Origin of the sequence: Pseudonocardia thermophila (assembly GCF_900142365.1) — a bacterium.
Taxonomy (GTDB): Bacteria; Actinomycetota; Actinomycetes; order Mycobacteriales; family Pseudonocardiaceae; genus Pseudonocardia; species Pseudonocardia thermophila.
This window is the reverse complement of record NZ_FRAP01000012.1, coordinates 156,882-181,977: the sequence shown is the minus strand read 5'-3', so window position 1 is coordinate 181,977 and position 25,096 is coordinate 156,882. Positions and strand designations below refer to the sequence as shown.

31 protein-coding genes are annotated in these 25,096 nt (G+C 72.6%); 16 read left to right on the top strand and 15 right to left on the bottom strand.

All coding sequences use genetic code 11. The features are described from left to right. The first annotated feature begins 93 nt into the window (after window positions 1–93). From BUE41_RS16875 to BUE41_RS16865, 3 genes are all read left to right on the top strand, one after another. The gene (locus BUE41_RS16875) at window positions 94–708 is read left to right on the top strand and encodes a TetR/AcrR family transcriptional regulator (protein WP_073458053.1); all 615 of its coding nucleotides are present in this window, start codon (window positions 94–96) and stop codon (window positions 706–708) included. Then, a complete protein-coding gene (locus tag BUE41_RS16870; protein WP_159444927.1) occupies window positions 705–1,940 on the top strand; it encodes an oxygenase MpaB family protein in 1,236 nt (411 codons plus the stop codon). Before BUE41_RS16875 ends, BUE41_RS16870 begins: the two co-directional genes overlap by 4 nt. Before the next feature lie 84 nt (window positions 1,941–2,024). Continuing rightward, window positions 2,025–2,687 (top strand): TrmH family RNA methyltransferase, encoded by a 663-nt coding sequence (locus BUE41_RS16865; RefSeq protein WP_407691673.1) that lies wholly within the window; start codon window positions 2,025–2,027, stop codon window positions 2,685–2,687. Here the strand turns inward: BUE41_RS16865 and BUE41_RS16860 are convergent, their stop codons facing one another. Beyond that, window positions 2,688–3,137 carry a DUF4262 domain-containing protein gene (locus BUE41_RS16860; protein ID WP_073458051.1) on the bottom strand — a complete coding sequence of 150 codons (450 nt, stop codon included), beginning with the start codon at window positions 3,135–3,137 and terminating at the stop codon, window positions 2,688–2,690. A gap of 75 nt (window positions 3,138–3,212) precedes the next feature. On the opposite strand from BUE41_RS16860, the gene BUE41_RS16855 reads away from it, so the two are divergent. Further along, the gene (locus tag BUE41_RS16855) at window positions 3,213–3,899 is read left to right on the top strand and encodes an HAD family hydrolase (protein WP_234997334.1); all 687 of its coding nucleotides are present in this window, start codon (window positions 3,213–3,215) and stop codon (window positions 3,897–3,899) included. A gap of 86 nt (window positions 3,900–3,985) precedes the next feature. Continuing rightward, window positions 3,986–5,059: a glycoside hydrolase family 76 protein gene (locus BUE41_RS16850; protein WP_234997333.1), complete on the top strand. Its 1,074-nt coding sequence runs from the start codon at window positions 3,986–3,988 to the stop codon at window positions 5,057–5,059. Between the two features lie 3 nt (window positions 5,060–5,062). Here the strand turns inward: BUE41_RS16850 and BUE41_RS16845 are convergent, their stop codons facing one another. From BUE41_RS16845 to BUE41_RS16835, 3 genes are read right to left on the bottom strand one after another with little or no spacing between them, the layout of a single operon-like run. After that, on the bottom strand, window positions 5,063–5,722 hold the full coding sequence (locus tag BUE41_RS16845) for a DedA family protein (RefSeq protein ID WP_073458049.1): 660 nt from the start codon (window positions 5,720–5,722) through the stop codon (window positions 5,063–5,065). A gap of 33 nt (window positions 5,723–5,755) precedes the next feature. Next, the gene (locus BUE41_RS16840; RefSeq protein WP_143172198.1) at window positions 5,756–5,998 is read right to left on the bottom strand and encodes a hypothetical protein; all 243 of its coding nucleotides are present in this window, start codon (window positions 5,996–5,998) and stop codon (window positions 5,756–5,758) included. Between the two features lie 28 nt (window positions 5,999–6,026). Continuing rightward, on the bottom strand, window positions 6,027–6,614 hold the full coding sequence (locus BUE41_RS16835; RefSeq protein ID WP_234997331.1) for a SigE family RNA polymerase sigma factor: 588 nt from the start codon (window positions 6,612–6,614) through the stop codon (window positions 6,027–6,029). Between the two features lie 81 nt (window positions 6,615–6,695). Here BUE41_RS16835 and fbaA point away from each other — a divergent pair, with 81 nt between their 5' ends. The 3 genes from fbaA to BUE41_RS16820 all read left to right on the top strand — a co-directional run bounded on the left by fbaA (window position 6,696) and on the right by BUE41_RS16820 (window position 9,325). Then, entirely contained in the window at window positions 6,696–7,730 is a 1,035-nt protein-coding gene (gene fbaA / locus BUE41_RS16830; protein ID WP_073458046.1) for a class II fructose-bisphosphate aldolase, read from the top strand. A gap of 113 nt (window positions 7,731–7,843) precedes the next feature. Further along, complete coding sequence (locus BUE41_RS16825) at window positions 7,844–8,254, top strand: DUF3151 domain-containing protein (protein WP_073458101.1); 411 nt, start codon at window positions 7,844–7,846, stop codon at window positions 8,252–8,254. 3 nt (window positions 8,255–8,257) lie between these two features. Next, window positions 8,258–9,325 carry an FUSC family protein gene (locus tag BUE41_RS16820; RefSeq protein ID WP_143172197.1) on the top strand — a complete coding sequence of 356 codons (1,068 nt, stop codon included), beginning with the start codon at window positions 8,258–8,260 and terminating at the stop codon, window positions 9,323–9,325. Here BUE41_RS16820 and BUE41_RS16815 read toward each other — a convergent pair. Together BUE41_RS16815 and BUE41_RS32000 are read right to left on the bottom strand one after the other, a co-directional pair. Next, window positions 9,306–9,962 carry a cytosine permease gene (locus BUE41_RS16815; protein ID WP_084755222.1) on the bottom strand — a complete coding sequence of 219 codons (657 nt, stop codon included), beginning with the start codon at window positions 9,960–9,962 and terminating at the stop codon, window positions 9,306–9,308. The two genes, BUE41_RS16820 and BUE41_RS16815, sit on opposite strands and share 20 nt — an antisense overlap. Before the next feature lie 51 nt (window positions 9,963–10,013). After that, entirely contained in the window at window positions 10,014–10,199 is a 186-nt protein-coding gene (locus tag BUE41_RS32000; protein ID WP_234997330.1) for a hypothetical protein, read from the bottom strand. Between the two features lie 67 nt (window positions 10,200–10,266). On the opposite strand from BUE41_RS32000, the gene BUE41_RS16805 reads away from it, so the two are divergent. Beyond that, on the top strand, window positions 10,267–10,929 hold the full coding sequence (locus tag BUE41_RS16805; RefSeq protein ID WP_073458044.1) for a lysophospholipid acyltransferase family protein: 663 nt from the start codon (window positions 10,267–10,269) through the stop codon (window positions 10,927–10,929). A 281-nt stretch (window positions 10,930–11,210) separates the two neighbouring features. On the opposite strand, the gene BUE41_RS16800 is transcribed toward BUE41_RS16805, so the two are convergent. Next, window positions 11,211–11,717 carry a hypothetical protein gene (locus tag BUE41_RS16800; protein WP_234997328.1) on the bottom strand — a complete coding sequence of 169 codons (507 nt, stop codon included), beginning with the start codon at window positions 11,715–11,717 and terminating at the stop codon, window positions 11,211–11,213. 269 nt (window positions 11,718–11,986) lie between these two features. Between BUE41_RS16800 and BUE41_RS16795 the strand changes: the two genes are divergently transcribed. Together BUE41_RS16795 and BUE41_RS16790 are read left to right on the top strand one after the other, a co-directional pair. Continuing rightward, a complete protein-coding gene (locus BUE41_RS16795; RefSeq protein ID WP_073458043.1) occupies window positions 11,987–13,267 on the top strand; it encodes an adenylosuccinate synthase in 1,281 nt (426 codons plus the stop codon). A 91-nt stretch (window positions 13,268–13,358) separates the two neighbouring features. After that, window positions 13,359–13,778 carry a hypothetical protein gene (locus BUE41_RS16790; protein WP_073458042.1) on the top strand — a complete coding sequence of 140 codons (420 nt, stop codon included), beginning with the start codon at window positions 13,359–13,361 and terminating at the stop codon, window positions 13,776–13,778. A gap of 323 nt (window positions 13,779–14,101) precedes the next feature. Here the strand turns inward: BUE41_RS16790 and BUE41_RS16785 are convergent, their stop codons facing one another. Continuing rightward, window positions 14,102–15,619 (bottom strand): MFS transporter, encoded by a 1,518-nt coding sequence (locus BUE41_RS16785; protein WP_073458041.1) that lies wholly within the window; start codon window positions 15,617–15,619, stop codon window positions 14,102–14,104. Between the two features lie 99 nt (window positions 15,620–15,718). Between BUE41_RS16785 and BUE41_RS32450 the strand changes: the two genes are divergently transcribed. Beyond that, the gene (locus BUE41_RS32450; RefSeq protein ID WP_073458040.1) at window positions 15,719–16,255 is read left to right on the top strand and encodes a TetR/AcrR family transcriptional regulator; all 537 of its coding nucleotides are present in this window, start codon (window positions 15,719–15,721) and stop codon (window positions 16,253–16,255) included. A 1-nt stretch (window position 16,256) separates the two neighbouring features. On the opposite strand, the gene BUE41_RS16775 is transcribed toward BUE41_RS32450, so the two are convergent. Continuing rightward, window positions 16,257–16,550, bottom strand: coding sequence for a hypothetical protein (locus BUE41_RS16775; RefSeq protein ID WP_073458039.1), 294 nt, complete (start codon window positions 16,548–16,550; stop codon window positions 16,257–16,259). 253 nt (window positions 16,551–16,803) lie between these two features. Here BUE41_RS16775 and BUE41_RS30825 point away from each other — a divergent pair, with 253 nt between their 5' ends. Together BUE41_RS30825 and BUE41_RS16765 are read left to right on the top strand one after the other, a co-directional pair. Continuing rightward, complete coding sequence (locus tag BUE41_RS30825; RefSeq protein ID WP_073458038.1) at window positions 16,804–17,232, top strand: hypothetical protein; 429 nt, start codon at window positions 16,804–16,806, stop codon at window positions 17,230–17,232. 35 nt (window positions 17,233–17,267) lie between these two features. Beyond that, window positions 17,268–17,777 carry a DUF3558 domain-containing protein gene (locus tag BUE41_RS16765; protein WP_159444926.1) on the top strand — a complete coding sequence of 170 codons (510 nt, stop codon included), beginning with the start codon at window positions 17,268–17,270 and terminating at the stop codon, window positions 17,775–17,777. Here BUE41_RS16765 and BUE41_RS16760 read toward each other — a convergent pair. From BUE41_RS16760 to BUE41_RS16740, 5 genes are read right to left on the bottom strand one after another with little or no spacing between them, the layout of a single operon-like run. Continuing rightward, entirely contained in the window at window positions 17,764–18,312 is a 549-nt protein-coding gene (locus tag BUE41_RS16760) for a DinB family protein (RefSeq protein ID WP_234997327.1), read from the bottom strand. The genes BUE41_RS16765 and BUE41_RS16760 overlap by 14 nt on opposite strands. Window positions 18,313–18,314: 2 nt before the next feature. Continuing rightward, the gene (locus BUE41_RS16755) at window positions 18,315–19,691 is read right to left on the bottom strand and encodes a metallopeptidase TldD-related protein (RefSeq protein ID WP_200803963.1); all 1,377 of its coding nucleotides are present in this window, start codon (window positions 19,689–19,691) and stop codon (window positions 18,315–18,317) included. A 59-nt stretch (window positions 19,692–19,750) separates the two neighbouring features. Beyond that, window positions 19,751–21,256, bottom strand: coding sequence for a TldD/PmbA family protein (locus BUE41_RS16750; protein ID WP_073458036.1), 1,506 nt, complete (start codon window positions 21,254–21,256; stop codon window positions 19,751–19,753). Between the two features lie 11 nt (window positions 21,257–21,267). Next, window positions 21,268–21,540 (bottom strand): DUF6802 family protein, encoded by a 273-nt coding sequence (locus BUE41_RS16745; RefSeq protein ID WP_073458035.1) that lies wholly within the window; start codon window positions 21,538–21,540, stop codon window positions 21,268–21,270. After that, entirely contained in the window at window positions 21,533–22,303 is a 771-nt protein-coding gene (locus BUE41_RS16740; protein WP_073458034.1) for a hypothetical protein, read from the bottom strand. The genes BUE41_RS16745 and BUE41_RS16740 overlap by 8 nt, the downstream gene beginning before the upstream one ends. A 92-nt stretch (window positions 22,304–22,395) precedes the next feature. Here BUE41_RS16740 and trmB point away from each other — a divergent pair, with 92 nt between their 5' ends. Together trmB and BUE41_RS16730 are read left to right on the top strand one after the other, a co-directional pair. Continuing rightward, entirely contained in the window at window positions 22,396–23,103 is a 708-nt protein-coding gene (gene trmB / locus BUE41_RS16735; protein ID WP_073458033.1) for a tRNA (guanosine(46)-N7)-methyltransferase TrmB, read from the top strand. A gap of 377 nt (window positions 23,104–23,480) precedes the next feature. Continuing rightward, window positions 23,481–24,659: a nitric oxide synthase oxygenase gene (locus BUE41_RS16730; protein WP_268794491.1), complete on the top strand. Its 1,179-nt coding sequence runs from the start codon at window positions 23,481–23,483 to the stop codon at window positions 24,657–24,659. Between the two features lie 4 nt (window positions 24,660–24,663). Here the strand turns inward: BUE41_RS16730 and paaI are convergent, their stop codons facing one another. After that, window positions 24,664–25,095: a hydroxyphenylacetyl-CoA thioesterase PaaI gene (gene paaI / locus BUE41_RS16725; protein WP_073458032.1), complete on the bottom strand. Its 432-nt coding sequence runs from the start codon at window positions 25,093–25,095 to the stop codon at window positions 24,664–24,666. Window position 25,096 lies beyond the last annotated feature (1 nt).

The following is a 25,096-nucleotide window of genomic DNA, read 5'->3' as shown; positions in this document are numbered from 1 at the left end:
CAGCCCGCCACCGCCCGACGCCGGGTGGTGGCACGCGCGCTCCCCGATTACTGTTTGATCGTACAGATAGTTTTCGGGAGAAGGGGGCGGTGCATGCCGGCCGGGAAGACCGACGGACGCCGCCAGCGCGGCGACAGCACCCGGCGCGCCATCGTCGAGGCCACCATCGACGTGCTCGCCACCGACGGCTTCGACGGCCTGACCCTGCGTGAGGTCGCCGCCCGGGCCGGGGTGTCGCCCGCGGCCGCGACCTACCACTTCGGCACGGTGGACGCCCTGGTCGCAGCGGTGCTGCAGGAACTGGACGAGCGCGCGACCCGACGCCTCGCCGACCTCACCGAGCGCTCCCGGGCCGGCGAGCTGAGCCTGCTCGACGCCTGCACCACCTACCTCGCGGACCTGTTCGGCCCCGGCCGCAGCCTCGCCTTGACCCAGTTGGAGATCCGGCTGCGCGCGGCCCGCGCCCCCGGCGCCCACCCACAGGTGCCACCGGTGCACCACGACCGCCAGGTCATCGACCTCATCACCACCTACACCGGTGACCGCCGACAAGCCCACGAGCTGTTCCTGGCCGTGTTCGGCTTCGCGACCCTCGGCGTGCTCGCCCCGGCCCCGCCCGGCACCGACGCCGTCCGCAACTACATGGCCGGACTGCTGGCCCGCCACGGCCTGCTCGACACCGACGCACCGACCGGAGGAGCACCATGACCGGCAGCGGCGTCAGCGCCCACGTCGGGACCCCTGCACCGGCTGCGACCACGGACCCGGAGTGGCCCACCGGCCGCGGTTCGCGCGCGGCGGTCGTAGCGCAGTTCGGCGAGAGCCGGGCCGCCCTCGTCGAGCGGGCGCTACGCACCGGTGACCCGCTGGCCGACGCCGTGGTCGAGGAGATCCACCGCGGCGGCGCGGACGTTCGGACCCATCTCGACCACGGCATCCGCCACGGGCTGGCGTCGCTCACCGATCCGCCGCCCGCGGTCGCCGCGCTGCTCGCCGACGCCGAGCGCCTGCCCCCGGGCGCCGATCCGGCGGTGCTGGACGCCGGGCCCACCGCGAGCTTCACCTCGCCGACGATCGTGCGCATCCTCTCGCTCTCGGCCGGGGCGCTGCTGCGCACGTACGAGTCACCGTCGATCGCGGTGCTGCTCGCCACCACCGGAAGGCTCGTGGAGGCCGCCCCGCGCCGGCTCGACGAGACCGGCCGCTGGCTGCTCACCGCCGCGCTCCCCGGTGGTCTGCACCCCGGCGCGCCGGGGTACGTCGCGACCCTGCAGGTGCGGATGCTGCACGCCCACATGCGCCGGCTGGCCCGCACCCGCGGCTACGACGAGCGCACCCACGGCGTCCCGATCAACCAGGTCGACCTCGCCCGGACCTGGATGGACTTCACCCTGGTCAGCCTGCGCGCGGAGGAGTCGCTCGGTTTCGGCATGACCAGCAGCGAGTTGGCCGAGGTCTACCGGTTCTGGGCGGTGCTCGCCCACCTGCTCGGCATCGACCTGGACCTGGTCGGCGGCATCACCGACCACGCCCAAGCCGCCCGGGTCGACGCGCTGCTGCAGGCCGTGACCGGCCCGCTCGGCACGCAGTCGCGGGTGCTGGCCACCGCGCTCGTCGAGGCGATGGCCCAGCGCCTGGACGAGCTGCTGCGGATCCCGCGCCCGATCGGGCGGAAGCTGATCGAGTACCTCGGCCGCCGGTTCCACGGCGACGCGGTGGCCGACGATCTCGGCCTGCGCCCGTCGCTGATCCTCGAGGTGGCCACGAACCTCACCGCCGTGGTCGTGCGGGCCCGCCGCCGCATCCGCAGATGCGACCCCGAGGCGTGGGAACGCGCCCGGCTCGCCAACCTCGCGGCGACCCTCGACCTGCTCGGCGCACCCGAGCAAGACGCGCTCTACGAGGTCCACCGGCCCGAACCCGGTCCGGTGGCGGGCTGAGCCCCAGAAGGCCTGGGGTATCCCAGCCTGGAGGCCTCACGTCACCCCGCCCGGATCGCAGGGCAGGATCGAGCCGTGACGGACGTGCCCGCTGATGCCCTCGGCCCCAGCGAGTGGACCGTGCCCGGGCAGGTCGGGGTCGGACCGTGGCCCGGCGGGCCGCAGGCGTGGCCGACCGACGACCGGTACGACCCCGAGCTGCTGGCGAACGGCGACTCCCGCAACGTCGTGGACGCCTACCGGTACTGGCGCCGGGAGGCCGTGGCCGCCGACCTGGCCGCCCGCGCGCACCCGTTCCACGTCGCGATCGAGAACTTCGCGCACGACCACAACATCGGGACGGTGGTGCGCACCGCCAACGCGTTCGCCGCGGCCGGGGTGCACATCGTGGGCAGGCGCCGCTGGAACCGCCGGGGTGCGATGGTGACCGACCGCTACCTGACGGTGCACCACCACGACGACGTGGCCGGGCTCATGGCCTGGGCGGACGCGCACGGGCTCACGGTGGTGGCCGTGGACAACACCCCCGGCGCGCAGCGCATCGAGACGACGCAACTCCCACGTGAATGCCTCCTCCTCTTCGGTCAGGAAGGTCCGGGGGTGACCCCGGACGCCCGGGCCGCCGCCGCGCTGACGGTGAGCATCGCCCAGTTCGGCTCGACCCGGTCGATCAACGCCGGGGTGGCGGCCGGGATCGCCATGCACACGTGGGTGCGCCAGCACGCCGACCTGTCCACCGCTTGGTGATCAGTTGCAGTAGCGGCAGCCCATCTCGGGCCCGTCGATCACGGCCAGCTCGTCCTCGGGCACCACGAGCAGCGCGGGCACGGGTGGCTCCCCCGGCTCCCGGTAGAAGTCGTTGGCGGCGAACATCCAGGGGTCCGAGCGAGGTAGGTGGAGCAGGCGGACCGGGCCCGGACCGGTCTCGATCCGGTCGCCAGGGCGCAGCCGCCGGCCCGCCCGCACCAGCTCGCCGAGCTGGTTGAGCACCGTGGCCGCGGTGGCCTGCTCGGTGTTGAACAGGATCAGCTCCGGATGGTCGAAGCCGGTGAGCCCCACCGTGTGCACGAACGGCGGCGAATCCGCACCGGCCAGCACGGCCTGCAGCGCCCATCCGTAGCGGCGGATGGTGGCGCGCAGCCAGGCGTCGTGCTCGTCGATGGCGGAGCGCTGGGCGAAGGGGTCGAAGTCGTCCATGGATCGAACAGTAGTTCGGACCCCTGACGGAAAATGGGCGGTCGGCGGCCGGCCCGGTTCCTAGAATCCGGGCTCGTGCCTGATCGCCTGACCCTCGTGTTCGACGCCGACGACACCCTGTGGGAGAACAACGTCCTGTTCGAGCGGGCGTTCGCGGCCTTCCGCGAGTGGCTGGCCCATCCGACCCTCGACGAGCTGGCGATCCGGGCGGTGCTGCACGAGGTCGAGCGGGCCACGGTCGTCACGCACGGGTACGGCACGCGCGGGTTCCTGCACGCCCTGCAGGTCGTGTTCGAGCGGCTGCGCGAGCGGTCCGCGACGGTCGAGGAGGTCGAGCGCATCCACGGCTTCGGCGAGGCGATGCTGCGCGGCGACCTGGAGCTGGTGCCCGGCGTGGTGGAGACGCTCAGCGAGCTGCACACCCGCCACGACCTGCTGATGCTCACCAAGGGCGACGTCGAGGAGCAGCAACGCAAGATCGAGTCCTCCGCGCTCGCGCCGTTCTTCCGCGACATCCACATCGTGCCGGACAAGGACCCGGACACCTACCGGAAGCTGGTCGCCGACCACGATCTCGACCCCGCGCGCTCGTGGATGATCGGCAACTCCCCGCGATCGGACATCCTGCCGGCCCGCGCAGCGGGGATGAACGCGGTCTACATCCCCAACGCGAACACGTGGGAGCTGGAGCTCGCCCATCTCCCGCACGACGACGGCGTACTGCACCTGAGCGCGCTGACCGAGCTGCCGCAGCACTTCTGAGGTACAGCGCCAGCAACCGCTGCCCGGGATTCGCCCGTGGCGAGAGCCGCTCGGCCTACCCGACCGGGTCACGGCAGACTGTGCGCGTGGCCGACACGGACGTGGACTGGACGGAGCGTGCGGCAGCCGCCGAACGCGCCGTCGTCCGTCGCCACCTACGACCGGTCGCGGGCGTCGTCCCCAGCACGCGGCTCGGCCGGGAGCGCTGGCCCCGGAAGCTCCCCGCCCGGCCCCGGCCGTGGCATCCGTGGTGGCAGGCGCAGCTGCTGGAGTGCCTGCTCGACGCCCAGCAGCGCTCCCCGAGCGCCGGCCGTGCGCGGACGATCTCCGCGCTGGTGCGGGGGATCCGGCTGCGCAACCGCGGCCGCTGGGTGACCCGGCGCCTGGCCGACACCGCGTGGCTCGGGGTGGCGCTGCAGCGGGCCGGACCGCTCGCCGGGCGGGCCGGGCGGACCGCCGAGCACAGCGTCACCCAGGCCTTCTACCGCGGTTGGAGCGAGGCCGGCGGCGGTGGGCTGTGGGCGCGCCGGGGTGCCCGCAGCGGGCTCAAACCGGCGCTGGCCAACGCACCGGCCGCGGTGATGATGGCGCGGGTGGGTCAGATCGACTTCGCCGGCTCGATCGCGGACTGGATCGCCGACACCCTCGTCGACGAGGACACCGGGCTGGTGCGGGCGGGCGCGGTCGTCTCCGCCGACGGGCAGCTGACATCCGTCGATCCGGCGATCCACGCCGCGGCACAGGGCGCCTACCTCGCGGCCTGCACCGAGCTGGCGCGCCGCGACGACCACAGCCGGTGGGGCGACCGCGCGATCGCGATCGTGGACGCGGTGCAGCAGCGGTTCGCCAACGGCCACGGCTCGCTGCCCGGCGCCGGCGGCGGGGACGGGGGCCTGCAGGCGGGCGTGCTCGCCCGCTACCTCGCCGACGCGGGCGTTCAGCGCTCCGAGCTGACGGCCGCCGTGCGCCGTCTGGTGCTGGGCTGCGCCGAGCAGGCGTGGCTGGGCAGGCTCGAATCGGTGGGCGGGCCGGTCTTCTCCGTCGACTGGGCCATCCCCGCCGCTCGACCGGGAAAGCACGTGCCCGAGGCGGACCTGTCGGTGCAGCTGGCCGGCTGGATGCTGATGGAGGCGGCGGCGCGGCTGCAGCGCAGCGCGTGACGGCTACTTCGCGTGCGCCCCGCGCTTGCGCGGCTTGGCCCGGCGGGCCCGGACGTACTCCACGATCATCGGGATGATCGACACGAGGACGATCGCGATGATCATGCCCTCGATGTTCTCGCGCACGAACTCGACCTGCCCGAGGAAGTAGCCGAGGACCGTGACCCCGGCAGCCCACAGGACGCCGCCGATCGCGGAGTAGACGAGGTAGCGCTTCGGGTCCATCCGCGCCACGCCCGCCATCACCGTGATGAACGTGCGCACGATCGGGACGAAGCGGCCGAGCACGATGGCGCGGTTGCCGTACTTCTGGAAGAAGTGGTGCGTCTTCTGCACGTGCTCGGGCTTGAACAGCCGCGACTTCGGCCGTTCGAAGATCGGCGGGCCGACGACCCGGCCGACGTAGAACCCGACGACGTTGCCGACGAACGCCGCGATCACCAGCACCGTGCAGACGAACCAGAGCGGGTACTGGATCGAGTTGATCGCGACGAACACCCCGGCCGTGAACAGCAGGGAGTCCCCGGGCAGGAAGAACCCGAACATCAGCCCGCACTCGGCGAACACGATGAGCGCCAGTCCGACCAGCGCCCACGGCCCGAGCCAGGTGATGATGACCTCGGGCTGCAGCCATTCCGGGCCGAGAGCCAGGGTGTGAGTCACGCGCCCACGATACCGGGATGTCCGATTCGACCCTCAGCCGATGGGGGGTAGCGCTCCGGGCAGCCAGAACGACATGAGCCCGAGCACGACGCCCAGCACGACGCCGGCCAGCAGCGCGAGCAGCAGCGCGGTGCGCACGCTCATGCCCGGCTCGGGCGGCGCGGCCCGGCGCACCCGCAGTGGCGCGTAGGACTGCGCCGACGGCATCGGCTGCATGCCGACGGCTCGGGCGCGCAGGGCCTCGGCGAGGCGGCGCTCCGCGTCGTCGGTAGTCACGCCCGCCATCATGCCTGGTGACGACCGATCAGGAGCCGCCAGGGTTGTTCATCACGCGGCCCACGGCATCGAGGGCGCGGCTCGCCGTCGACTTCACGGTGCCGCGGGTGATCCCGGTCGCCTCGGCGATCTCCGCCTCGGACAGTCCGCCGTAGTAGCGCAGCACGAGCACCTCGCGCTGCCGCGGCGGAAGCGTGGCCAGCGCGTCCACGACGGCCTGGTGCTCGGCGGAGAGCATCGCCAGCGACTCCGCCGAACGCGCGTTGACCTGGTGCGGCGGCACGTAGTCGCGGGCGGTGCGGCGCCGCCGCAGCACCGAGCGGGAGCCGTTGACGACGGCGGTGCGCAGGTAGGCGACCGCGGCCTCCTCGTCGCGCAGGCTCGACCAGTGCCGGTGCAGCCCGGCGAACGCCTCCTGGACGACGTCCTCGGCGGTGGCCGGGTCGTCCACGAGCAGGACGGCGAGGCGGACCATCCGCTGCCGGTGATCGCGGTAGAGGTCGGCCAGCGTGCGGGGTGCGGTGGAGGGCGTCGACCGCGCATGTGGCCGATCGTCGAGCACCCGCAGCTGCGTCAGGGTCTGCTCGACGGCGTTCTCTCCCACGTCGCCGCGCACGGCCTCCAATGTAGTGGAGCGCCCTGCGCCGCCGCCGATGCGGGATACTCGTGCCGGAGAACGTCGACAGGAGGGTATGCCGTGCCGATCGCCACCCCGGAGATCTACAACGAGATGCTCGACAGGGCCAAGAAGGGCCGCTACGCCTACCCGGCGATCAACGTGACGAGCACGGAGACGCTCAACGCAGCGCTGCGCGGGTTCGCAGAAGCGGAGAGCGACGGGATCATCCAGGTCTCCACGGGCGGCGCGGAGTTCCTGTCGGGCACCGCGGTGAAGGACATGGTCACGGGCGCCGTGGGCCTCGCCGAGTTCGCGCACGTCGTAGCCGCGAAGTACCCCGTGAACATCGCGCTGCACACCGACCACTGTCCGAAGGACAAGCTGGACAAGTTCGTCCGCCCGCTGCTCGCGATCAGCCAGGAGCGCGTCGACCGCGGCGAGAACCCGCTGTTCCAGTCCCACATGTGGGACGGCTCGGCCATCGAGCTGGAGGAGAACCTGTCGATCGCGGCCGAGCTGCTCGACCAGGCGGTCAAGGCGAAGGTCATCCTCGAGGTCGAGATCGGCGTCGTGGGCGGCGAGGAGGACGGCGTCGCCAACGAGATCAACGAGAAGCTCTACACCTCCGCGAGCGACTACGAGCGCACGGTCGAGGCGCTCGGCGGCGGAGAGAAGGGCCGCTACCTGCTGGCCGCGACGTTCGGCAACGTCCACGGCGTGTACAAGCCGGGCAACGTGAAGCTGCGCCCCGAGGTCCTCAAGGAGGGCCAGGAGGTGGCCGCGCGCAAGCTCGGCCTGCCCGCCGACGCCCGCCCGTTCGACCTCGTCTTCCACGGCGGGTCCGGCTCACTGCTGGAGGAGATCCACGCTGCGGTCGACTACGGCGTGGTGAAGATGAACATCGACACCGACACCCAGTACGCCTTCACCCGCCCGATCGCGGCGCACATGTTCACCAACTACGACGGCGTGCTCAAGGTCGACGGCGAGGTCGGCAACAAGAAGACCTACGATCCGCGCTCGTACCTGAAGGCCGCCGAGGCGAGCATGGCCGCCCGCGTCGTGCAGGCGTGCGAGCACCTGCGTTCGACGGGCACCACGCTCAGCAAGTGACGTGCGGGGCCGGTGGGCCCGGGCCGCTGCGGTCCGGGCCCACCGGCCCTTGTCCGGCCGGGCACCGCAGCCCGCGGCTCGCTTCGTCGGCCCGAGCCGCAATCATGGGCACCATGACGCTCTCCGGGAACCTGCTCGGGCCCGATCCCACCTACCTGCCCACCGACCCTGCCGCCGCCGAGCTGGCCGGCGGGGCCGCCGCGGACGCGGTCGCCGCCGCGCACCCGACGTCCAGCCTCGCCTGGGCGCTGCTGGCCGAGCGCGCCCTCACCGACGGCGCCACGATCACCGCGTACGCCTACGCCCGCACCGGCTACCACCGCGGCCTCGACCAGCTGCGCCGCAACGGTTGGAAGGGTCACGGCCCGGTGCCGTGGTCGCACGAGCCCAACCGGGGCTTCCTGCGCGCGCTCGCCGCGCTGCACCGGGCGGCCGCCGCCATCGGGGAGACCGACGAGGTGGAGCGCACGCGCACCTTCCTCGACGAGTGCGACCCGGTCGCGGCCAAGGAGCTCGGACTGTAGGGCTTGCGCCGGTTCCGCCGCCACCTGGCCCGCCGGATCGAGCGCGTGCGGGCGTCGTGGGTGCCGATCCTGCAGTGCGCGACCGCCGCGGGCGCGGCGTGGTTCGTGGCGAACGACCTGATCGGCCACACGCGGCCGTTCTTCGCGCCGATCGCGGCCGTCATCTCCCTCGGCATCTCGCTGGGGTCGCGGCTGCGCCGGGCCGCGGAGCTGGTCGTCGGGGTCAGCCTCGGTGTGCTGGTCGGCGACCTGATCATCTCGGTGATCGGCAGCGGAGCCTGGCAGATCACGCTGGTCGTCGCGCTGGCGATGGCCGCTGCGGTGTTCGCCGACGGCGCCGCCCTGCTCGTCGCCCAGGCCGGGGCCTCCGCGGTGCTCGTGGCGACCCTGCTGCCGCCCGGTGAGTCCGGCGGGTTCGATCGCTGCGTCGACGCGCTCGTCGGTGGCTCGCTCGGGCTGCTGGTGGCGGCACTGCTGCCGACCGATCCGGTGGCGCCGGTGCGCCGCGAGTCGCGGATGCTGCTCGACGAGCTGGCCGGTGTGCTCGGTGACGTCGCCACCGCCCTGCGCACCGGCGATGCCGAGCTCGCCGCCGCCGCGCTCCGTCGCGGCCGGGCCACCCAGCCGCTGGTCGACGACCTGCGTGCGGCGCTGCGCGCCGGGGCGGAGGTCACCCGGGTGTCCCCGCTGGTGCGGCGGCGCCGCGGAGCGCTGACGGCGTACGGCGAACTGGCCGAGCGGGCCGACTACGCGATGCGCAACACCCGTGTGCTGGCCCGCCGCGCGCTCACCGCTCTGCAGGACGGCGAACCCACCGCGCCGGAGTTCGCCGACGTCGTCGGGGAACTGGCCGGCGCGGTCGGGGTGCTCACCGCACAGCTGAGCCGCGAGGGCGACCGCAGCAGTGCTCGGGACGCAGTCCTGGACGTGGCGCGCCGCGCCCGGGAGCTGGACTGGGAGCCCGGAGCCTCCGGCACGGTGATGCTGGCGCAGGTGCGCTCCATCGCCGTGGACCTGCTGCAGGCCACCGGGCTCTCCCGGGCCGAGGCGCTCAGTCTGCTGCGGGGCTGACCGGGGCGACGGTGCACTGGGACACCAGCCAGTGCACCACGAACGCCACGGCCGTGCCGAGGAACCAGCTGAACGCCGCGGCGTCCGACGAGCCGAGGAACACCAGCAGCATCGCCACGACGGCACCCACCGCGGTGGCGGCGACCACGACCCGGTCGACCCCGCCCGCGTAGTGGTAGGTGCCGTCCGGGCGCAGTGCGTAGAGATCGTCGACGACCACCCGCCGCTTCTTCACCAGGTAGGAGTCGGCGATCAGCCCGCCGTAGAGCGGGCCGATGAAGGCGCCGAGCGTGTCCAGCGTGTAGTGGATGACCTGCGGGCTGGAGTACCGGTTCCACGGTGTGATCAGCACCGAGCCGACGGCCGCGATCATCCCGCCGGTGCGCCAGCTGATCCGCTGCGGCGCGACGTCGGAGGAGTCGAAGGCCGGGGACACGAGGTCCGCGACGATGTTGATGCCGACCGTGGCGATCATGAACGTCAGCGCGCCGAGCACGATCGCGAACGTGCTGCCGAGCCGGGCGACCGTCTCGATCGGGTCGGTGATCAGCTCGCCGAACACCGGCTTCGTGGTCGCCGCCGTGATCACCACGAGCAGTGCGAACACGATGGAGTCGATGAACCGGCGGATCGACATGACCAGGTAGGCGATCCAGCCGCAGCGTCTTCAGCGCCTCCCTGACCGGGATCACGCTGCCCCCGAACAAGGCGGCGACCTCGTCAACGGGCAGGGCGAGACCAGGTGGCGCGTCCCCGGCGAGCACCACCGGCGCAGCTCGTCGAGCAGGTCACCGCGGTCGCGCGGGCGCAGGCGCTCGAGGAACTCGGCCGTCTCCGGCGGGAGCGACCGCCGCGGGCGGTACGGGAGGCGCACGCCGGCACGGTACGGCGGGGAGGCGCCGTTGAGGAACTCGTTCACGCTGAGCTAGCGTTGCTCAACTGTGCAGCTGATCGTCCGTTGGTTGCTCGCTCCGCTCGTCCGCCTGATCTACCGCCCCGTCGTCAACGGTGCGGAGCGGATCCCGAAGACCGGCCCGGTCATCCTCGCCGCGAACCACCTCTCCGCGATCGACACCGCAGCCATCGCGCTCACGGCGACCCGCCCGGTCGCGTTCCTCGGCAAGGCCGAGTACTTCACCGGCACCGGGCTGAAGGGGCGCGCCCTCGCGGCGTTCCTGCGGGCGCTCGGCTACATCCCGGTCGACCGGGCCAACGCCAAGGCGGGACTCGCCGCGATCGCCGCCGCTATGGAGGTGCTGCAGGAGGGCCGGGTGTTCGCGATCTACCCGGAGGGGACCCGGTCGCTGGACGGACGGCTGCACCGGGGGCACACGGGCGTTGCGACGCTGGCGCTGCGCAGCGGGGCGCCGGTGGTGCCGGTGGCGCTGCACGGCACGGACGAGGTGCTGCCGAAGGGCGCGCTGATCCCGCGGCTGCGCCCGGTCACGGTCACGTTCGGGGAGCCGCTGGACTTCTCCCGCTACGACGGCCTGGAGGCGTCCAACGTGATCCGCCGGGCGGTCACCGACGAGATCATGGACGCGATCGCGCAGCTATCGCACCAGGAGTACGTGGACCGCTACCACGAGCGCCCCGCGGCGTGAGGCGAGGCCGGCCGGGCGAGTCGCGCGTTCCGGCCGGGCGAGTCGCGCGATCCCCCGGGCGAGTCGCGCGTCCGGTCCGGCGAATGCTGCGTCGGGACCGAGGTCCTCCGCGCCGGGCCTCGAGCTGCGGGTCCGGTTGTCCTGACCGAACGCGCACCTCGTGTGCCCGGACGCAGGACTCGCCGTACTGATCGCGAGACTCGCAGGGTGGCACGCACGACTCGCCGGACCGGACGCGGGACTCGCGCACCACTTCTCGTCGCATCGCCGAGAACACGGCCTCAGGCGCGCACGAGCAGCAGGTCTTCGGTGTGCCGGAACCACGTCCAGCGCGGAACGAGCCGGGGGTGGGTGACGCCGTCGTGGACGACCGTCATCGGCTCCCCACCGATCTGCACGGCCCGCCCGACCGCCGAGCCACGTCCGGACGGGATCTTCGGCGGCAGCGGGCGCAGGGTCCCGTCGGGGGGTCGGCGGCTGCGCCCGGCGCGCACCGCGATGCCGTCCGGGGTGGGCACCACGACGAGCCGGGGACCCCGGCCGCGCAGCACCAGGTGCTGATCGCACCAGCACTCGCCGACGATCGGGCTGATCTCCCCGCGGCCGACGAGTACCCCGCCGTTGTCGTCGCGCACCAGCGGCACCGGGCCTGCGGTGCCGGCGACGGCGAGCTCGGCGGCGGCGCGGCCGTGCGGCAGCCCCCACGCACGGGTGGCCGGGGTCGGGCCGGCCGGGAGGTAGGCGATCTCGACGTCGAGCCGCTCGGTGCGCAGCAGCCGCAGCACCACGGCGGCGAGGTCCGCGTCACCACCCGCGACGATGACACGGCGGGGGGAGCGGTCCCGCAGGATGGGGTCGATGTTACTCCGGTCGGGGGGACCGGACAGGTCTATCCGGGGGATGTCGGGCAGCGTGCGCGGTCGCCGACTACCGTGAAGCGGGAGCGGCCGCGGCGCCGGTGCCGATCCGGCACAGGCCAGCAGCACGACTTCCGAGTCGATCGAGGTCACGAGATCGGCTAGCCTCCCTGCGGTTTGCTGTCGATCTGGAGTCTCACATGCCGGCGATCGTGCTGATCGGCGCCCAATGGGGCGACGAGGGCAAGGGCAAGGCCACCGACATCCTCGGTGGTCAGGCACAGTGGGTGGTGCGGTACCAGGGTGGCAACAACGCCGGCCACACAGTGGTGCTGCCGGACGGACAGGACTTCGCCCTGCACTTGATCCCCTCGGGGATCCTGACGCCGGGTGTGAAGAACGTCATCGGCAACGGTGTGGTCGTCGACCCGGGCGTGCTGCTGGAGGAGCTCTCCGGCCTCGAGGCCAAGGGCGTGGACACGAGCAACCTGCTGATCTCGGCCGACGCGCACTTGATCATGCCGTACCACGTGGCCATCGACAAGGTGACCGAGCGCTTCCTGGGCAAGGCCAAGATCGGCACCACGGGACGCGGCATCGGCCCCGCCTACCAGGACAAGGTGGCCCGCGTCGGTGTGCGGGTCGCCGACATCCTCGACGAGAAGATCCTGCACCAGAAGGTCGAGGCCGCACTGGCGTTCAAGAACCAGGTGCTGGTCAAGGTCTACAACCGCCGCGCCCTGGACGTCGACGAGGTCGTCGACACAGTGCTCGCGCACGGGCGCAAATTCGCCGACCGCATCGCCGACACCCGCCTGCTGCTCAACCAGGCGCTGGAGGCCGGCGACACGGTCCTGCTGGAGGGCTCGCAGGGCACCCTGCTCGACGTGGACCACGGCACCTACCCGTTCGTGACCAGCTCGAACCCGACGGCGGGCGGCGCGGCCGTCGGGTCCGGCATCGGCCCCACCAAGATCACTCGAGTGATCGGGATCCTGAAGGCCTACACCACCCGGGTGGGCTCGGGCCCGTTCCCGACCGAGCTGTTCGACGAGATGGGCGAGTACCTGCGCAAGCAGGGCGGCGAGTTCGGGGTCACGACGGGCCGAGCGCGCCGCTGCGGCTGGTTCGACGCCGTCATCGGCCGCTACGCGGTGCGGGTCAACGGGATCACCGACTTCTTCCTCACCAAGCTCGACGTGCTCTCCGGCCTGGAGCGGGTGCCGGTCTGCGTGGCCTACGAGATCGACGGCCGCCGGGTCGACGACATGCCGATGACGCAGACCGACGTGCACCACGCAGTGCCGGTGTACGAGGAGATGCCGGGCTGGTTCGAGGACATCTCCCGCTGCCGCGACTTCGCCGAGCTGCCGCCGGCCGCGCGGGCGTACGTCGAGCGGATCGAGGAGCTGACGGGTGCCCCGGTGAGTGCGATCGGGGTCGGCCCCGGCCGGGACGAGACGATCACCCGGGACATCTGAGGCTCGGAATCTCCACGCCCACGGCTCACGGTTCGCTCGAACGGGTCACGCCACGTACGCTCGGTGCACCGGTCCGGCGGCGGGAGACTCGATGACCGACACCGCGCAGTACCTCACGCTCGTGTTCATCTCCGTCGTGCTGACGGTGGCCGTCGGCATCGTGCTGATGCGGGCCGGTGAGCCGTTCCTGCTGGAGGTGTTCCACGACCGGAAGGTCACCCGGTCGCTGAACCTCCTGCTGTTCGTGCTCTTCCTACTGATCACGCTGGGCGTGCTGGCGATCATCTCGGCGATGCGCGTCGACACCGGCAACAGCGTGCAGACGTTCATCGTCAAGCTCGGGGTGGTGCTGCTGACCCTCGGCGTCGCGTACGGCATCTCGATGCTCGTGCTGCTGCGGGTCCGCGCTGCCCGGCGCGCCGCCGAGATCCACGAGAACGTCACCGAGCGGCTGGCCGAGCGCGAGTACGACCGCATCCACCGGGACAAGGGCCGCTCGAGCGGGGTCTAGTCGAGGCCCGCGACGATCTTCGCGATCCGCCGCTCACGGTGGCGGCCGTCTTGGCGTCCTCGATCGCCATGACGAGCCGGCGCTCGTTCGAGTACGCCAGGAGCTCGAACTCCGCACCGCTACCGGCGCGGCCCCCATCCGCGCGATCGAGCTGCGCCACCGGTAGCCGTTCGCGGTGGCCGTCACCGGCGGCCTGCGGCTCCCGCCGAGCGGACCTCGTCGGTACCTCGATGCCCGCGGTGTTGCGGCCCGTGGCCCGCAGCGTCAGTCGGATCAGGCGGGCCGGTGAAGTCGTCCCGCGTGAGCCGGGATCCTGGCACGGATCAGTGCTCGCGCAGCCCCACCGCGACGAGCGCCGCGACCGCGACCAGCACGGCGGCGCCCACCGCCGCCGCGGCCGACGTGCCGGCGAGGAACGCGGCGCGAGCCGAGTCGAGCAGGGCCGAACCCGCCTGCGCGGACATCCGCGCGGCCTCCGCGACGGCGCCGCCGAGGGTCTCGTGGGCGGGTCCGTCCGACGCGGCGACCGACGAGGTGTAGACGGCTGAGAGCACGCTGCCCAGCACCGCCGTCCCCAGCACCGCGCCGATCTCGTACGCGGTCTCGGACACGGCCGACGCCGAACCGGCCCGAGCAGGCGGGGCGGCGGCGAGGATGGCGTCGTTGGTGATCGTCTCCGACAGCCCGATACCCGCGCCGAGCAGCACCGACGAGATGACCATCAGGCCGATCGAATCGCCGCTCAGCAGCGTGGCGACGGCCAGCCCGGTGGCCGCGGTGAGGATCCCGGCCGGCACGAGCACGCCGATGCGGTAGCGGCGGCCGAGCGCGCTCGCCACGATCCCGGCGACCATCGTCACGACGAACCCGGGCAGCAGCACCACACCCGTCTCCACCGGCGAGAGCCCGACGACCAGCGTGAGGTACTGCGCGGAGAAGAACAGCAGCCCGGTGTAGCCGAACATCGTGGTCGCGTTCGCGAGGGCGGACAGCCGCAGCACCGGGGAGCGGAACAGCGTCACGTCGAGCAGCGGCTCCTCCCCCGCGGCGAGCCGGGTCCGCGCCCGGTGCACGAAGGCGACCGCCGCGGTCGAACCGACGGCGAGCGCAGCACCCGCTGCGGGCGTCGGACCGTCGTGCGCCACCATCTTGATCGCGAGCACGATCGGGGTCATCGCCAGCAGCGACAGCGCCACGCCGGGCAGGTCCAGCCGGCCGGCGGCGGGATTGCGGGACTCAGGCACCACCAGCGGCAGCGCCACCAGCAGGCCGACCATCACCGGCGCGTTCACCAGGAACACCGAGCCCCACCAGAAGTGCTCCAGCAGCGCACCGCCCAGCAGCGGCCCGGCCGCCGCGCCCGCCGCGAACCCGGACGCCCAGATCGCCACGGCGAGGCGGCGCTTGACCGGGTCGACGAACAGACCGCGCAGGAGCGCGAGGGTCGCCGGCATGAGCATCGAGCCGAAGAAGCCGAGGAGTACCCGCGCGGCCAGCAACTGCCAGCCGGACGCGGCGAACGCGGCCAGCGCCGAGACGGCGCCGAACCCGGCCGAGCCGATCATGAGCAGCCGGCGGCGACCGATCCGGTCGCCGAGCGTGCCCATCGTCACCAGCAACCCGGCCAGCACCAGAGGGTAGACGTCGACGATCCACAGCAGCTCGGTCGCCGACGGCGCCAGCGCCGCGCCGATCGCGGGCAGCGCGATCGACAGCACCGTGGAGTCGATGGCGACCAGCAGCGTGGGCAGCACCAGGACCGCGAGCCCGGTCCACGCGCGCAGCCCGGCGGTGACGGCCGGGCCGGTGACGGGGCGGACTGCGGGCAGCGTGGCGGACATCGTGGACGTTCCTCGGTCGGTAGCGCGTTCCTGATCGACTGTACCGTCCAGACGGTATAGACCACTGGGTTATTCCCATCACCGACCTAGACTGCGCGGGTGACCGGTGCCCGGGACCGTGTGCTCGACGCGTACGAGACGCTGCTGATCGAGAAGGGCGTCGGGGCCGTCACGCTCGACGCGGTGGCGGCCGCCGCGAACGTGTCGAAGGGCGGACTGCTCTACCACTTCGCGTCGAAGGACGCGCTGACCGAGGGGGTGCTGCAGCGCCTGCGGGAGCGCAGCAAGGCCGACGCCGACGCGATCCGCTCGGCGCCTGAGGGATCGGTTCAGTACTACGTGCGCACGTCGGCGCCCGGTTTCGCCTCGCGCAGCCTCGCCCGCAGCTACCTGGCGGCGCTGCGGCTGGCCGACGACTCACCCACGGGCCGAGCGGCCCGGGCCGCGCTCGCGGAGGTGGACGCCGACGGCTACGCGGCGCTGTGCGACGACCTCGGAGACCCCGTGCTGGCCCTGCTCGCCCAGCTCATCGGCGACGGGCTCTACCTGCGCACGCTGGCGGGCACCCCGCTACCGCCCGGCATCACGGTCGAGCAGCTGCTTCAGCGGATGCGCGAGATCGCCGACCAGGATTGAGTCAGGACGCCTTGTTGTACGGGACGCGGGCGATCTCCGGCAGCGGGATCGGCAGCCGGTGCGCGGTGACGTTCCAGTAACGGGTCTCGGGATCGCCTGCCCGCCACGCGTTGGCCAGCCGCGTGACGGCCTCGGGATCGGTGCGCCGGCGCGGCCGCGGCCGCATCCAGCAGCGCGCGCGGACCTCGCGGTCGAGGGTCCGCCAGGCGTCCTCCGCCGTCTGGTGGACCGACACGACCGGCCCGTCGGCGTCGCCGATGAGCAGGGTGTAGGCCGTGACCACCTCGTAGGACACGCGATGCCCCTCTCTTCCCGCCCGACCTCCCGGGCTTCTGAACAGTGAACGGCATCCTGCGGGCGAAGGGGCGGATCGCCACGCCGCGCTGCGCCGGGTGGCCGATCCGATCACGGCGAGTGGCCGTCCCCGTGCGCAGTGCACGTGCCCACTCGATCGGGGACCGCTCACCGATCCGCCGGTGACCCACGGCGTCCGATCCGTTCCCCCGATCTGCCCACCCTGGACCGTTCCGCCCCCTACGCTGCCCCGCATGGGCCTGTACGAGGGGGACGACCGGGGCATCGTCGACGCCAGCGCGGCCCGGGCGCACGCCGATGCGGCCGGGATCACAGTGGACCGGAACAACGTTCTCTACGTACGCAGGGCCGTGCTGGAGGAGTACCAAGAGCTGACGACGGTGCTCGAACGTGAACGCATGGACTGGAGGCAGCAGTCAGAGCCCTACGGGCGGGACCCGGTGTCGTTCGACGCCGCCGTGGCCTTCCCGCAGCGCGCCGCTCTGCTCCTCGAGGCCTGCCAGAAGTACGCGGACGAGCTGCTCGTGATCGCCGACAACCTGGCGAAGGCGGCGGAGGCCTACGGCTACACGGAGGACTCGATCGTCGAGATGACGCCGACGGCGACCCGGGCCGCGGTCGCGCGCATGAGCGCGACCCTGCGCGACCTGCTGCCGTGGTGAGGTGGCTCGCTGTCCTGTTCGCGACGCTGACCTGCGTGACCGGGGTCGCGGCGTGCGCAGAAGCCGGACGAGCCGCAGAGCCCACAGGCGCAACGCCCGTCGAGCCGCAACCGGTCCTCGCTGCGGAACTCGACATGGATGAGTTCGATCCGTGCAGTGCCCTGACGCAGGCCCAGGCAGGACAGCTCGGCGTCGGGAGCCCTCGTCCAGGCACGTCGTCCGAAGGAACGCGCTCCTGCATCTGGGCTCACTACGAATTCGAGCCGCGGGAGACCTTCTACGTTGACGCGACCGATCTCATCGGCATCGAGTCGATCGACACCGTAGGCGAGCCGTTCAGGGTGGGACCGTTCACCGCGGTGAACGCCCGCGGACGCCTGCAGAACTTCGAGCGGAGCTGCTCCATCGTCCTGAGCGTGAGGCCCGGCCAGATCCTGCAGGTCAACTACGGCTACCACGGCGCCCGCCCCATGACCCACGACCAGGCCTGCCGGCGCGCCCTGGAAGCCGCCCAGATGGTGGTCGAGAACCTCACTCGCCGGTGAGCCCGTCCACGCTCTCCCGGATCAGGTCCGCGTGCCCGTTGTGCCGCGCGTACTCCTCGATCATGTGGACGAGGATCCAGCGCAGGCTCGGCGGCTGCGCCTCGTCGGGCCACGGCCGCTTCGCCAGCACGTCGAGCCCGCCCTCGGCCATGGCCCCGACGACCGCGGCGCGAGACCGCTCGACCGCCCGTTCCCACAGCGCCCACAGCCGCTCGGGTGGATCGTCGGCGGCGGAGTTCCACTCCCAGTCCGGATCGTCCTCCCAGTCGACCTGAGGCCATGGGTCCGGCCAGGGGCGGTCGAGCAGGTCCCGGGTGAACCAGTCGTCCTCGACCAGGGCCATGTGCTTGAGCAGCCCGCCGAGGGTGATCGTCGACGTGCCGACCGTGGCCTGCAGCCCGGCCCGGTCGAGGCCACGGCACTTCCAGGCGAGGGTGGCGCGCTGGTAGTCGAGGAACCCGAGCAGCGTGGTGGCCTCGTCCGCGGCGGGATGCGGCACGGGCCTGCCGCGCTCGTCGAGCTCCTCGGCCACCACGGCTACCTCCCCAGCGAGACGGACGACATGTTGAACTCCGGCACCCGCACCGGCGGCATCGCAGCCCGGGTGAACCAGTCCTTCCACTCACGCGGGAGGGTGCGCTGGGTCGCACCGACCTCGGTGGTGCGGCGCAGCACGTCCAGCGGCGAGTAGTTGAACCGGAAGTTGTGCTCGACCTCCGCAGTGACCTCGCCGTTCTCGACGAGGTAGACGCCGTCGCGGGTGAGGCCGGTCAGCAGCAGCGTGGTCGGGTCGACGGGGCGGATGTACCACAGGCAGGTCAGCAGCAGGCCGCGTTCGGTGCGCGCGACCATGTCCTCGATCGACGCCGACGAGCCGCCGACGAACAGCAGGTTCTCCCCGCCCGGGGTGAACTCGGTGCCGAACTTCGCCGCCTCGGCCCGCGAGTACTGCAGCGCCGCGATCGTGCCCCCGGAGATCCAGTCGACGCGGCGGGTGGGGCAGCCGTTGTCGAACACCGACACACCCTCGCCGGAGCGGCCGACCGTCAGGAACGGCTCGTACTCCATGCCCGGTGCGGCGGGATCGCTGTAGAGGGTCAGCGGGAGCTCGGTGAGCCGCTCCCCGACCCGCGGCCCGTTCGGCCCGGCCAGCGCGCTGTGCCCCTCCTGCGCCGACCGGCCGCCCATGGACCAGGCCAGGTAGACCATCAGGTCGGCCACCGACGACGGCGGCAGCAGCGTCTCGTAGCGCCCAGCGGGCAGCTGCACCTTCCGCGCACCCCACTCGAGCCGCCGCGCGGCGTCAGCGGCGAGCGCGGTGACGTCGACATCGCTGAAGTCGGCCGTCGACGCGCCCGTCCACGCCGACGACGACAGGTCGGCCTTCTTCACGTTCAGCTCGATCGAGCCGGTCGGCTGCACCCAGCGCCGCCGCACACCCGCCGACGTGCCCAGCCACACCGTCATCAGCTCGTGCGTGGCGAACCCGTAGTGGCGGTGCGGCCCGGCGAACGCGTCGGGCAGCCCGGCCGCGAGCTTCTCGAACACCCCGATCGTCGTGGCCGCACCCGGCTCGTCCCACGTCGGGTCGTCGCACTCCGGCTCGACCAGCGGCATCGCGTCCTCAGCGGGCCCGGCGCCGCGGGCGGCCTGCTCGGCGGCCGCGACGAGCTCCTGCAGCTGCGCTGGATCGGTGATCGCCGCGCTGGTGCTGACGGTGCCGGCCGCCGTGCCGCCCTCGACGTCCACCAGCGCCACGACCGTGACGCTCGCGGAGGTGGCCAGCCCGTTGGTGGTCATCGTGGAGTTGGCCCAGCGCAGGTTCGCCTCGCTGGACTCGCGCACCAGCACGACGCACCCGGCCAGCTTCGCTGCCGCGGCGAGGGTGCGCTCGACGATCTCCTGCGGGCGCATCACGCTCACTGTGTCTTCTCCTCGCTCCGCTCGGAACGCTCGCGGGCCCCCCACGCCGATCACTGCCCCTCCTCCTGGGTGTTCAGCACGTTGATCCCGCGGAACCGCGCGGACGGGCACCCGTGGCTCACCGCGGCGATCTGCCCCGGCTGCGCCTTCCCGCAGTTCATCGCGCCCCCGAGCCGCCAGGTGGACGGACCACCGACGGCGTCCATCGCGCCCCAGAAGTCGGTGGTGGTGGCCTGGTAGGCGACGTCGCGCAGCTGCCCGGCCAGCTTCCCGTTCTCGATCTTGTAGAAGCGCTGCCCGGTGAACTGGAAGTTGTACCGCTGCATGTCGATCGACCACGACTTGTCGCCGACGATGTAGATGCCGTCCTCGACACCGGCGATCAGCTCCTCGGTGCTCGTGTCGCGGTCGGGATCCGGTTGCAGCGACACGTTCGCCATCCGCTGGATCGGTACGTGGTGCGGGGAGTCCGCGAACGCGCAGCCGTTGGAGCGCTCCAGGCCCAGCCGCGGCGCGAACGTGCGGTCGAGCTGGTAGCCGACCAGCACCCCGTCCTTGATCAGGTCCCAGCGGGTGGTCTGCACCCCGTCGTCGTCGTAGCCGATGGTGGCCAACCCGTGCGGTTCCGTGCGGTCGCCGGTGACGTGCATGAACGGCGCCCCGTACTGCAGCGTGCCGAGCTTGTCCGGGGTGGCGAAGCTGGTGCCCGCGTACGCGGCCTCGTACCCGATGGCGCGGTCGTACTCGGTGGCGTGCCCGATCGACTCGTGGATGGTCAGCCACAGGTTGGTGGGGTCGATGACCAGGTCCGTCGGACCCGCGGTGACGCTGGGCGCCTTCAGCTTCTCCCGCAGCAGGTCGGGGATCTCGGCGAGCTCGGCGTCCCAGTCCCAGCCGGTACCGGTCAGGTACTCCCAGCCGCGCCCGGTCGGCGGGGCGAGCGTGCGCATCGTCTCGAAGCCGCCTGCCGCGCGGTCGACGGCCGTCGCGGTCAGCCCGGGCGCGATCCGCACGCGCTGCTGGGTGATGGAGGAGCCGGCCAGGTCGGCGTAGAACTTGTTCTCCTTCACCTGCGCGAGATCGGCGCTGACGTGGTCGACGCCGTCCGCGGCCAAAAGCCGCTGGGACCACTCGGCGAGCAGCGCGACCTTGTCCCCGGCGGGCACGGTGAACGGGTCGACGTCGTAGTCCGACACCCACCGCACGCCGGCGTGCACGGGCTCGTCGGCTCGCTCCACCCGCTCGCCGGCCATCGGCGCGAGCGTGCGGGCCACCGACACCGCCTGCTCCGCCACGGCGGCCGCCCGCTGCGGCGTCAGCTCGACGTGCGAGGCGAACCCCCACACCCCGTCGACGATCACCCGCACCGCCAGGCCCAGCGTGATCGAGTCGGAGACACCCGTGACGGCGCCGTCGCGCAGGTTGATCGACTGCCCGACCAGGCGCTCCACGCGGAGATCGGCGTGCTGGGCGCCGAGCCGGCGCGCCCGGTCCAGTGCCGCGTCGGCCAGCGCGGAGAGGGGGAGTGCCGTGAACTCGGCGTCGATGTCGCGCATGTCCGTCGACCCTAGTCAAGGTCGAGCGCCGGACCAGTCGTTTCCGGCCGGGTGTCGAGCAGTTCGATCATGCGGACCTCACCGGTGCCGGTCAGCCGCAGCACCTGGTCGGCGACGCCGTCCGCGTCGAGATCGGTGATGATCAGCAGATCGGCGCCGTCGTCGCGCACGACCGTGTCGGCCACGCCGTCGCCGTCGGTGTCGAGGCCGGTCTCGGGGATCCGCACGGGCTCGTCGGGCACGTCCCACGGGCGGCGCGGCGGATCCGGGCGCAGCTCAGGCATCGGCCACCACCGGGGCCAGCTCTCGCAGCTCGGCCTCCACCCCGACGCGCCGGCGGGCCACGGCCTCGTCCAGCTCAGCGCCGACGGAGCGCTCCAACTCCAGCAGCCGACGACTGACGTCGGCGTCGAGCAGCGCGCGGGCTGCGGCCACGGCCTCCTCGGCGGCGCGCAGCAGCGCGGCCCGCTCGGCCAGCACTCGCCGGTGCCGCACCGCGAGGACGAGCGCGGTCACCGCGGTCCCGATCGCCAGCGGGGCCAGGGCCGGACCGCCCAGCACCGGCAGCCCCAGCAGCGGCAGCGCGGCGAGCGGCAGGAGCGCGGTGCGCCACGCCGTGAGGCCCTCCAGCGCGCCGACCAGCAGCGGGGTCCGCGCTGGCGCGATCGGGTCGACGACGGGCGGGCGGCCGGGCGGGACGGCGGGCCACTCCGGCGGCAGCGTGAGCCCGCGGCTCCCGGCGACGCGGCACAGGGCGGGAGCGAGCTCCCCGGTCAGGTGGTCGTCGACGGCGGCGGCGATGGCGTGCACCGCCCGCTCGACGTCGGCGGGCAGTCGGGCCCGGCCCGTGCGGTCGGCCGCGGCGACGCGCTCGCGGACCTCCCGGACCAGCTGCCGGGCCGCGACGGCGACCAGCTCGGCGACCGCGAGCCGGGCCAGGGCCAGCTCGGTCCGCAGCTCGGCGCGGTGCGCACCGCCGAGCGCGGCGCGCTCGGCCCGCAGCTCGGCCCGCCGTGCGCGCACGGCGTCGGCGTACCGGTCGGTCATCGCAGCAGGGTCGCACGCTGCCCCCGGTCCGCGGGGCCGAACGCGCAAACCCGCCGACCAGCACACCGAGCGCGCTGTGGCAGGCTGCCGACGTGCCCGAGTCGGCCTCCCCGCACCGCGAGATCACCAGCTTCGTCCACCACCGGGCCAGGTTCACCGAGGGGCAGCTGAACGCCTGGAACCGCTGGTGGTCGACCTACGGCCACGAGATCTCCGCGCTGCTCGACGGGTCGGAGCCCTACGACCCGCCCGCCTGGTTCGGCCGCACCGCCCCGCTGATCATGGAGATCGGCTCCGGCATGGGCGAGGCCAGCGCGGCGATGGCGGCGGCCGAGCCGGACATCGACCACCTCGCCGTCGAGGTGTTCGAACCAGGGCTGGGTCAGCTGCTCAAGCGGATCGTCGAGGCCGACCTGCGAAACCTCGTCCTGCTGCGCGGCGACGCCGTCGCGCTGCTGCGGGAACGGGTGCCGCCCGCCTCGCTGGCCGGGCTGCGCATCTTCTTCCCCGATCCCTGGCCGAAGCGCCGCCACCGCAAGCGCCGGCTCATCCAGCCCGCCTTCGTCGCGCTCGCCGCGTCCCGCCTCGCGCCGGGCGGCACCCTGCACATGGCCACCGACTGGGACGACTACGCCCGGCAGATGCTCACCGTGGCCGAAGCCGCGGAGGGCCTGGAGAACACCGCAGGTCCGGGGCAGTGGACCCCCCGACCGGAGTGGCGGCCCGTGACCAAGTTCGAGCGAAGGGCCCTCCGGGAGGGCCGAACGGTCCACGACTTGATCTTCCGACGCGTCGCTTGACGCTCGTCGCATCCAGACGACCCTCCGGCGCACCGACGGGCCAGCCGGACGATCACGGCACTGCGCCGAACGGCGGCGTCCTCACCCTTCTGCCACCACCGATCTACTCCGAGTGACCAGCCTCCGACCTGCGACGTCACGGTGAGTACCGATTTCGGAGAGGCGAGCGGCCGATGTGTCCGCCCCCTATCCGGTGCGTCACCGTTGCGTAACGGGATGGATAGCGCCGCCCGATGGGGGCCGTGTAGGAAGGATGAACGGCCCCTAACGGGTAACGAGCGATCTTCGTGGAGGTGATGAGTGACCGGGACGCTCCCCACGTCCGTCCATCGGGTCACCGCCTCCGCACCGCAGATCCCCATGGCTGGAGGCATTGCGTGACGTCGACCGTCGCCCCGTCGACCGAGCTCCCCGCCCAGCGTTGCCCTGTCGACCACTCGGTCGCGGGTGCTCCGCCTGCGACGACGAAGCCCGTCGACAAGGAGGAGGCGCTGGACTTCCTGGAGCTGTTCTACTCCGAGTCCGGCGCGGAGAAGCCGTTCGAGCAGCGGCTGCGCGAGGTCTACGCGGAGATCGACGAGACCGGTAGCTACACGCAGACCCTCGAGGAGCTCACCTTCGGCGCCCGCGTGGCGTGGCGCAACGCCGACCGGTGCATCGGCCGGCTCTACTGGAAGAGCCTGCACGTGCGCGACTTCCGGCACGTCCGCCGGCCCGCCGAGGTCGCCGAGGGCTGCATCAGCCATCTGCGCGAGTGCACCCGAGGCGGCCGCATCCGCTCCACGATCACGATCTTCGCGCCGGACCGGCCCGGTGAGCCCGGCCCGCGCATCCACAACGACCAGCTGATCCGGTACGCCGGCCACCGCACCCCGACCGGTGAGATCCGCGGCGACGGCCGCTACGCCGACTTCACCGACCGGGTCGTCGCGATGGGCTGGAAGCGGCCCGACCCGCCCGGCCGCTTCGACATCCTCCCGCTGCTGATCTCCGTCGGGTACGGCGAGCCGGAGCTGTTCACCATCCCCAAGGAGGTCGTGCTCGAGGTCCCGCTGGAGCACCCCGAGCACCCGTGGTTCGCCGAGCTGAAGCTGCGCTGGCACGCGGTGCCGGCGATCTCGAACATGCCGCTCGTCATCGGCGGCATCACCTACCCGTGCGCGCCGTTCAACGGCTGGTACATGGGCACCGAGATCGGCGCCCGCAACCTCATCGACAGGGACCGCTACGACCTGCTGCCGGTCATCGGCAAGCGGCTGGGGCTCGACATGAGCTCCGACCGCACCCTGTGGCGCGACCGCGCGATGGTGGAGGTCGTGCGCGCCGTGCAGCACTCGTTCGACAAGGCCGGCGTCACCATGACCGACCACCACACCGAGTCGCAGCGCTTCCTCACGCACGTGGCGAAGGAGGAGAAGGCGGGCCGGCGTTGCCCGGCGAACTGGAGCTGGATCGTGCCGCCGGTGTCCGGCGGGCTCACCCCGGTCTACCACCGGTACTACGACGAGCCCGACCCCGACCAGCGACCGGCGTTCCTGCAGCCCGGCCAGGCCTGACGCGTCAGCGCGGGCCGGCCAGGCCCGGCACCTGGCGGGACCGCCCGCGGAACTCCGCGACCACCGGCGCGTCGGGCTCGGTGCCGGCCCGCACCGTGACGTCGTAGAGGCCGCTGCGCCCGGTGAGCGCCCGCTCCACGGCGTACGCGACCAGCTCGGTCCCCGCGGACACCGGCCGCAGGAACGCGATGTCGGCGCCCGCGGCCACCGCGGGGATCCCGTGGCTGTTGCAGGCGTACGCGAACGCCGTGTCGGCGAGCAGGAACACGTAACCGCCGTGGCAGATGCCGTGGCCGTTCAGATGGCGCGACTCGACGGTCAGGGCGGTCGTTGCGCTACCGTCACCGACTGAGAGCACTCGGACGCCCGCCTCGCGGGAGGCGACGTCGTTCGCCTCCATCGCGGCGGTGACGTCGGGTGCCGGTTCCTCGATCATC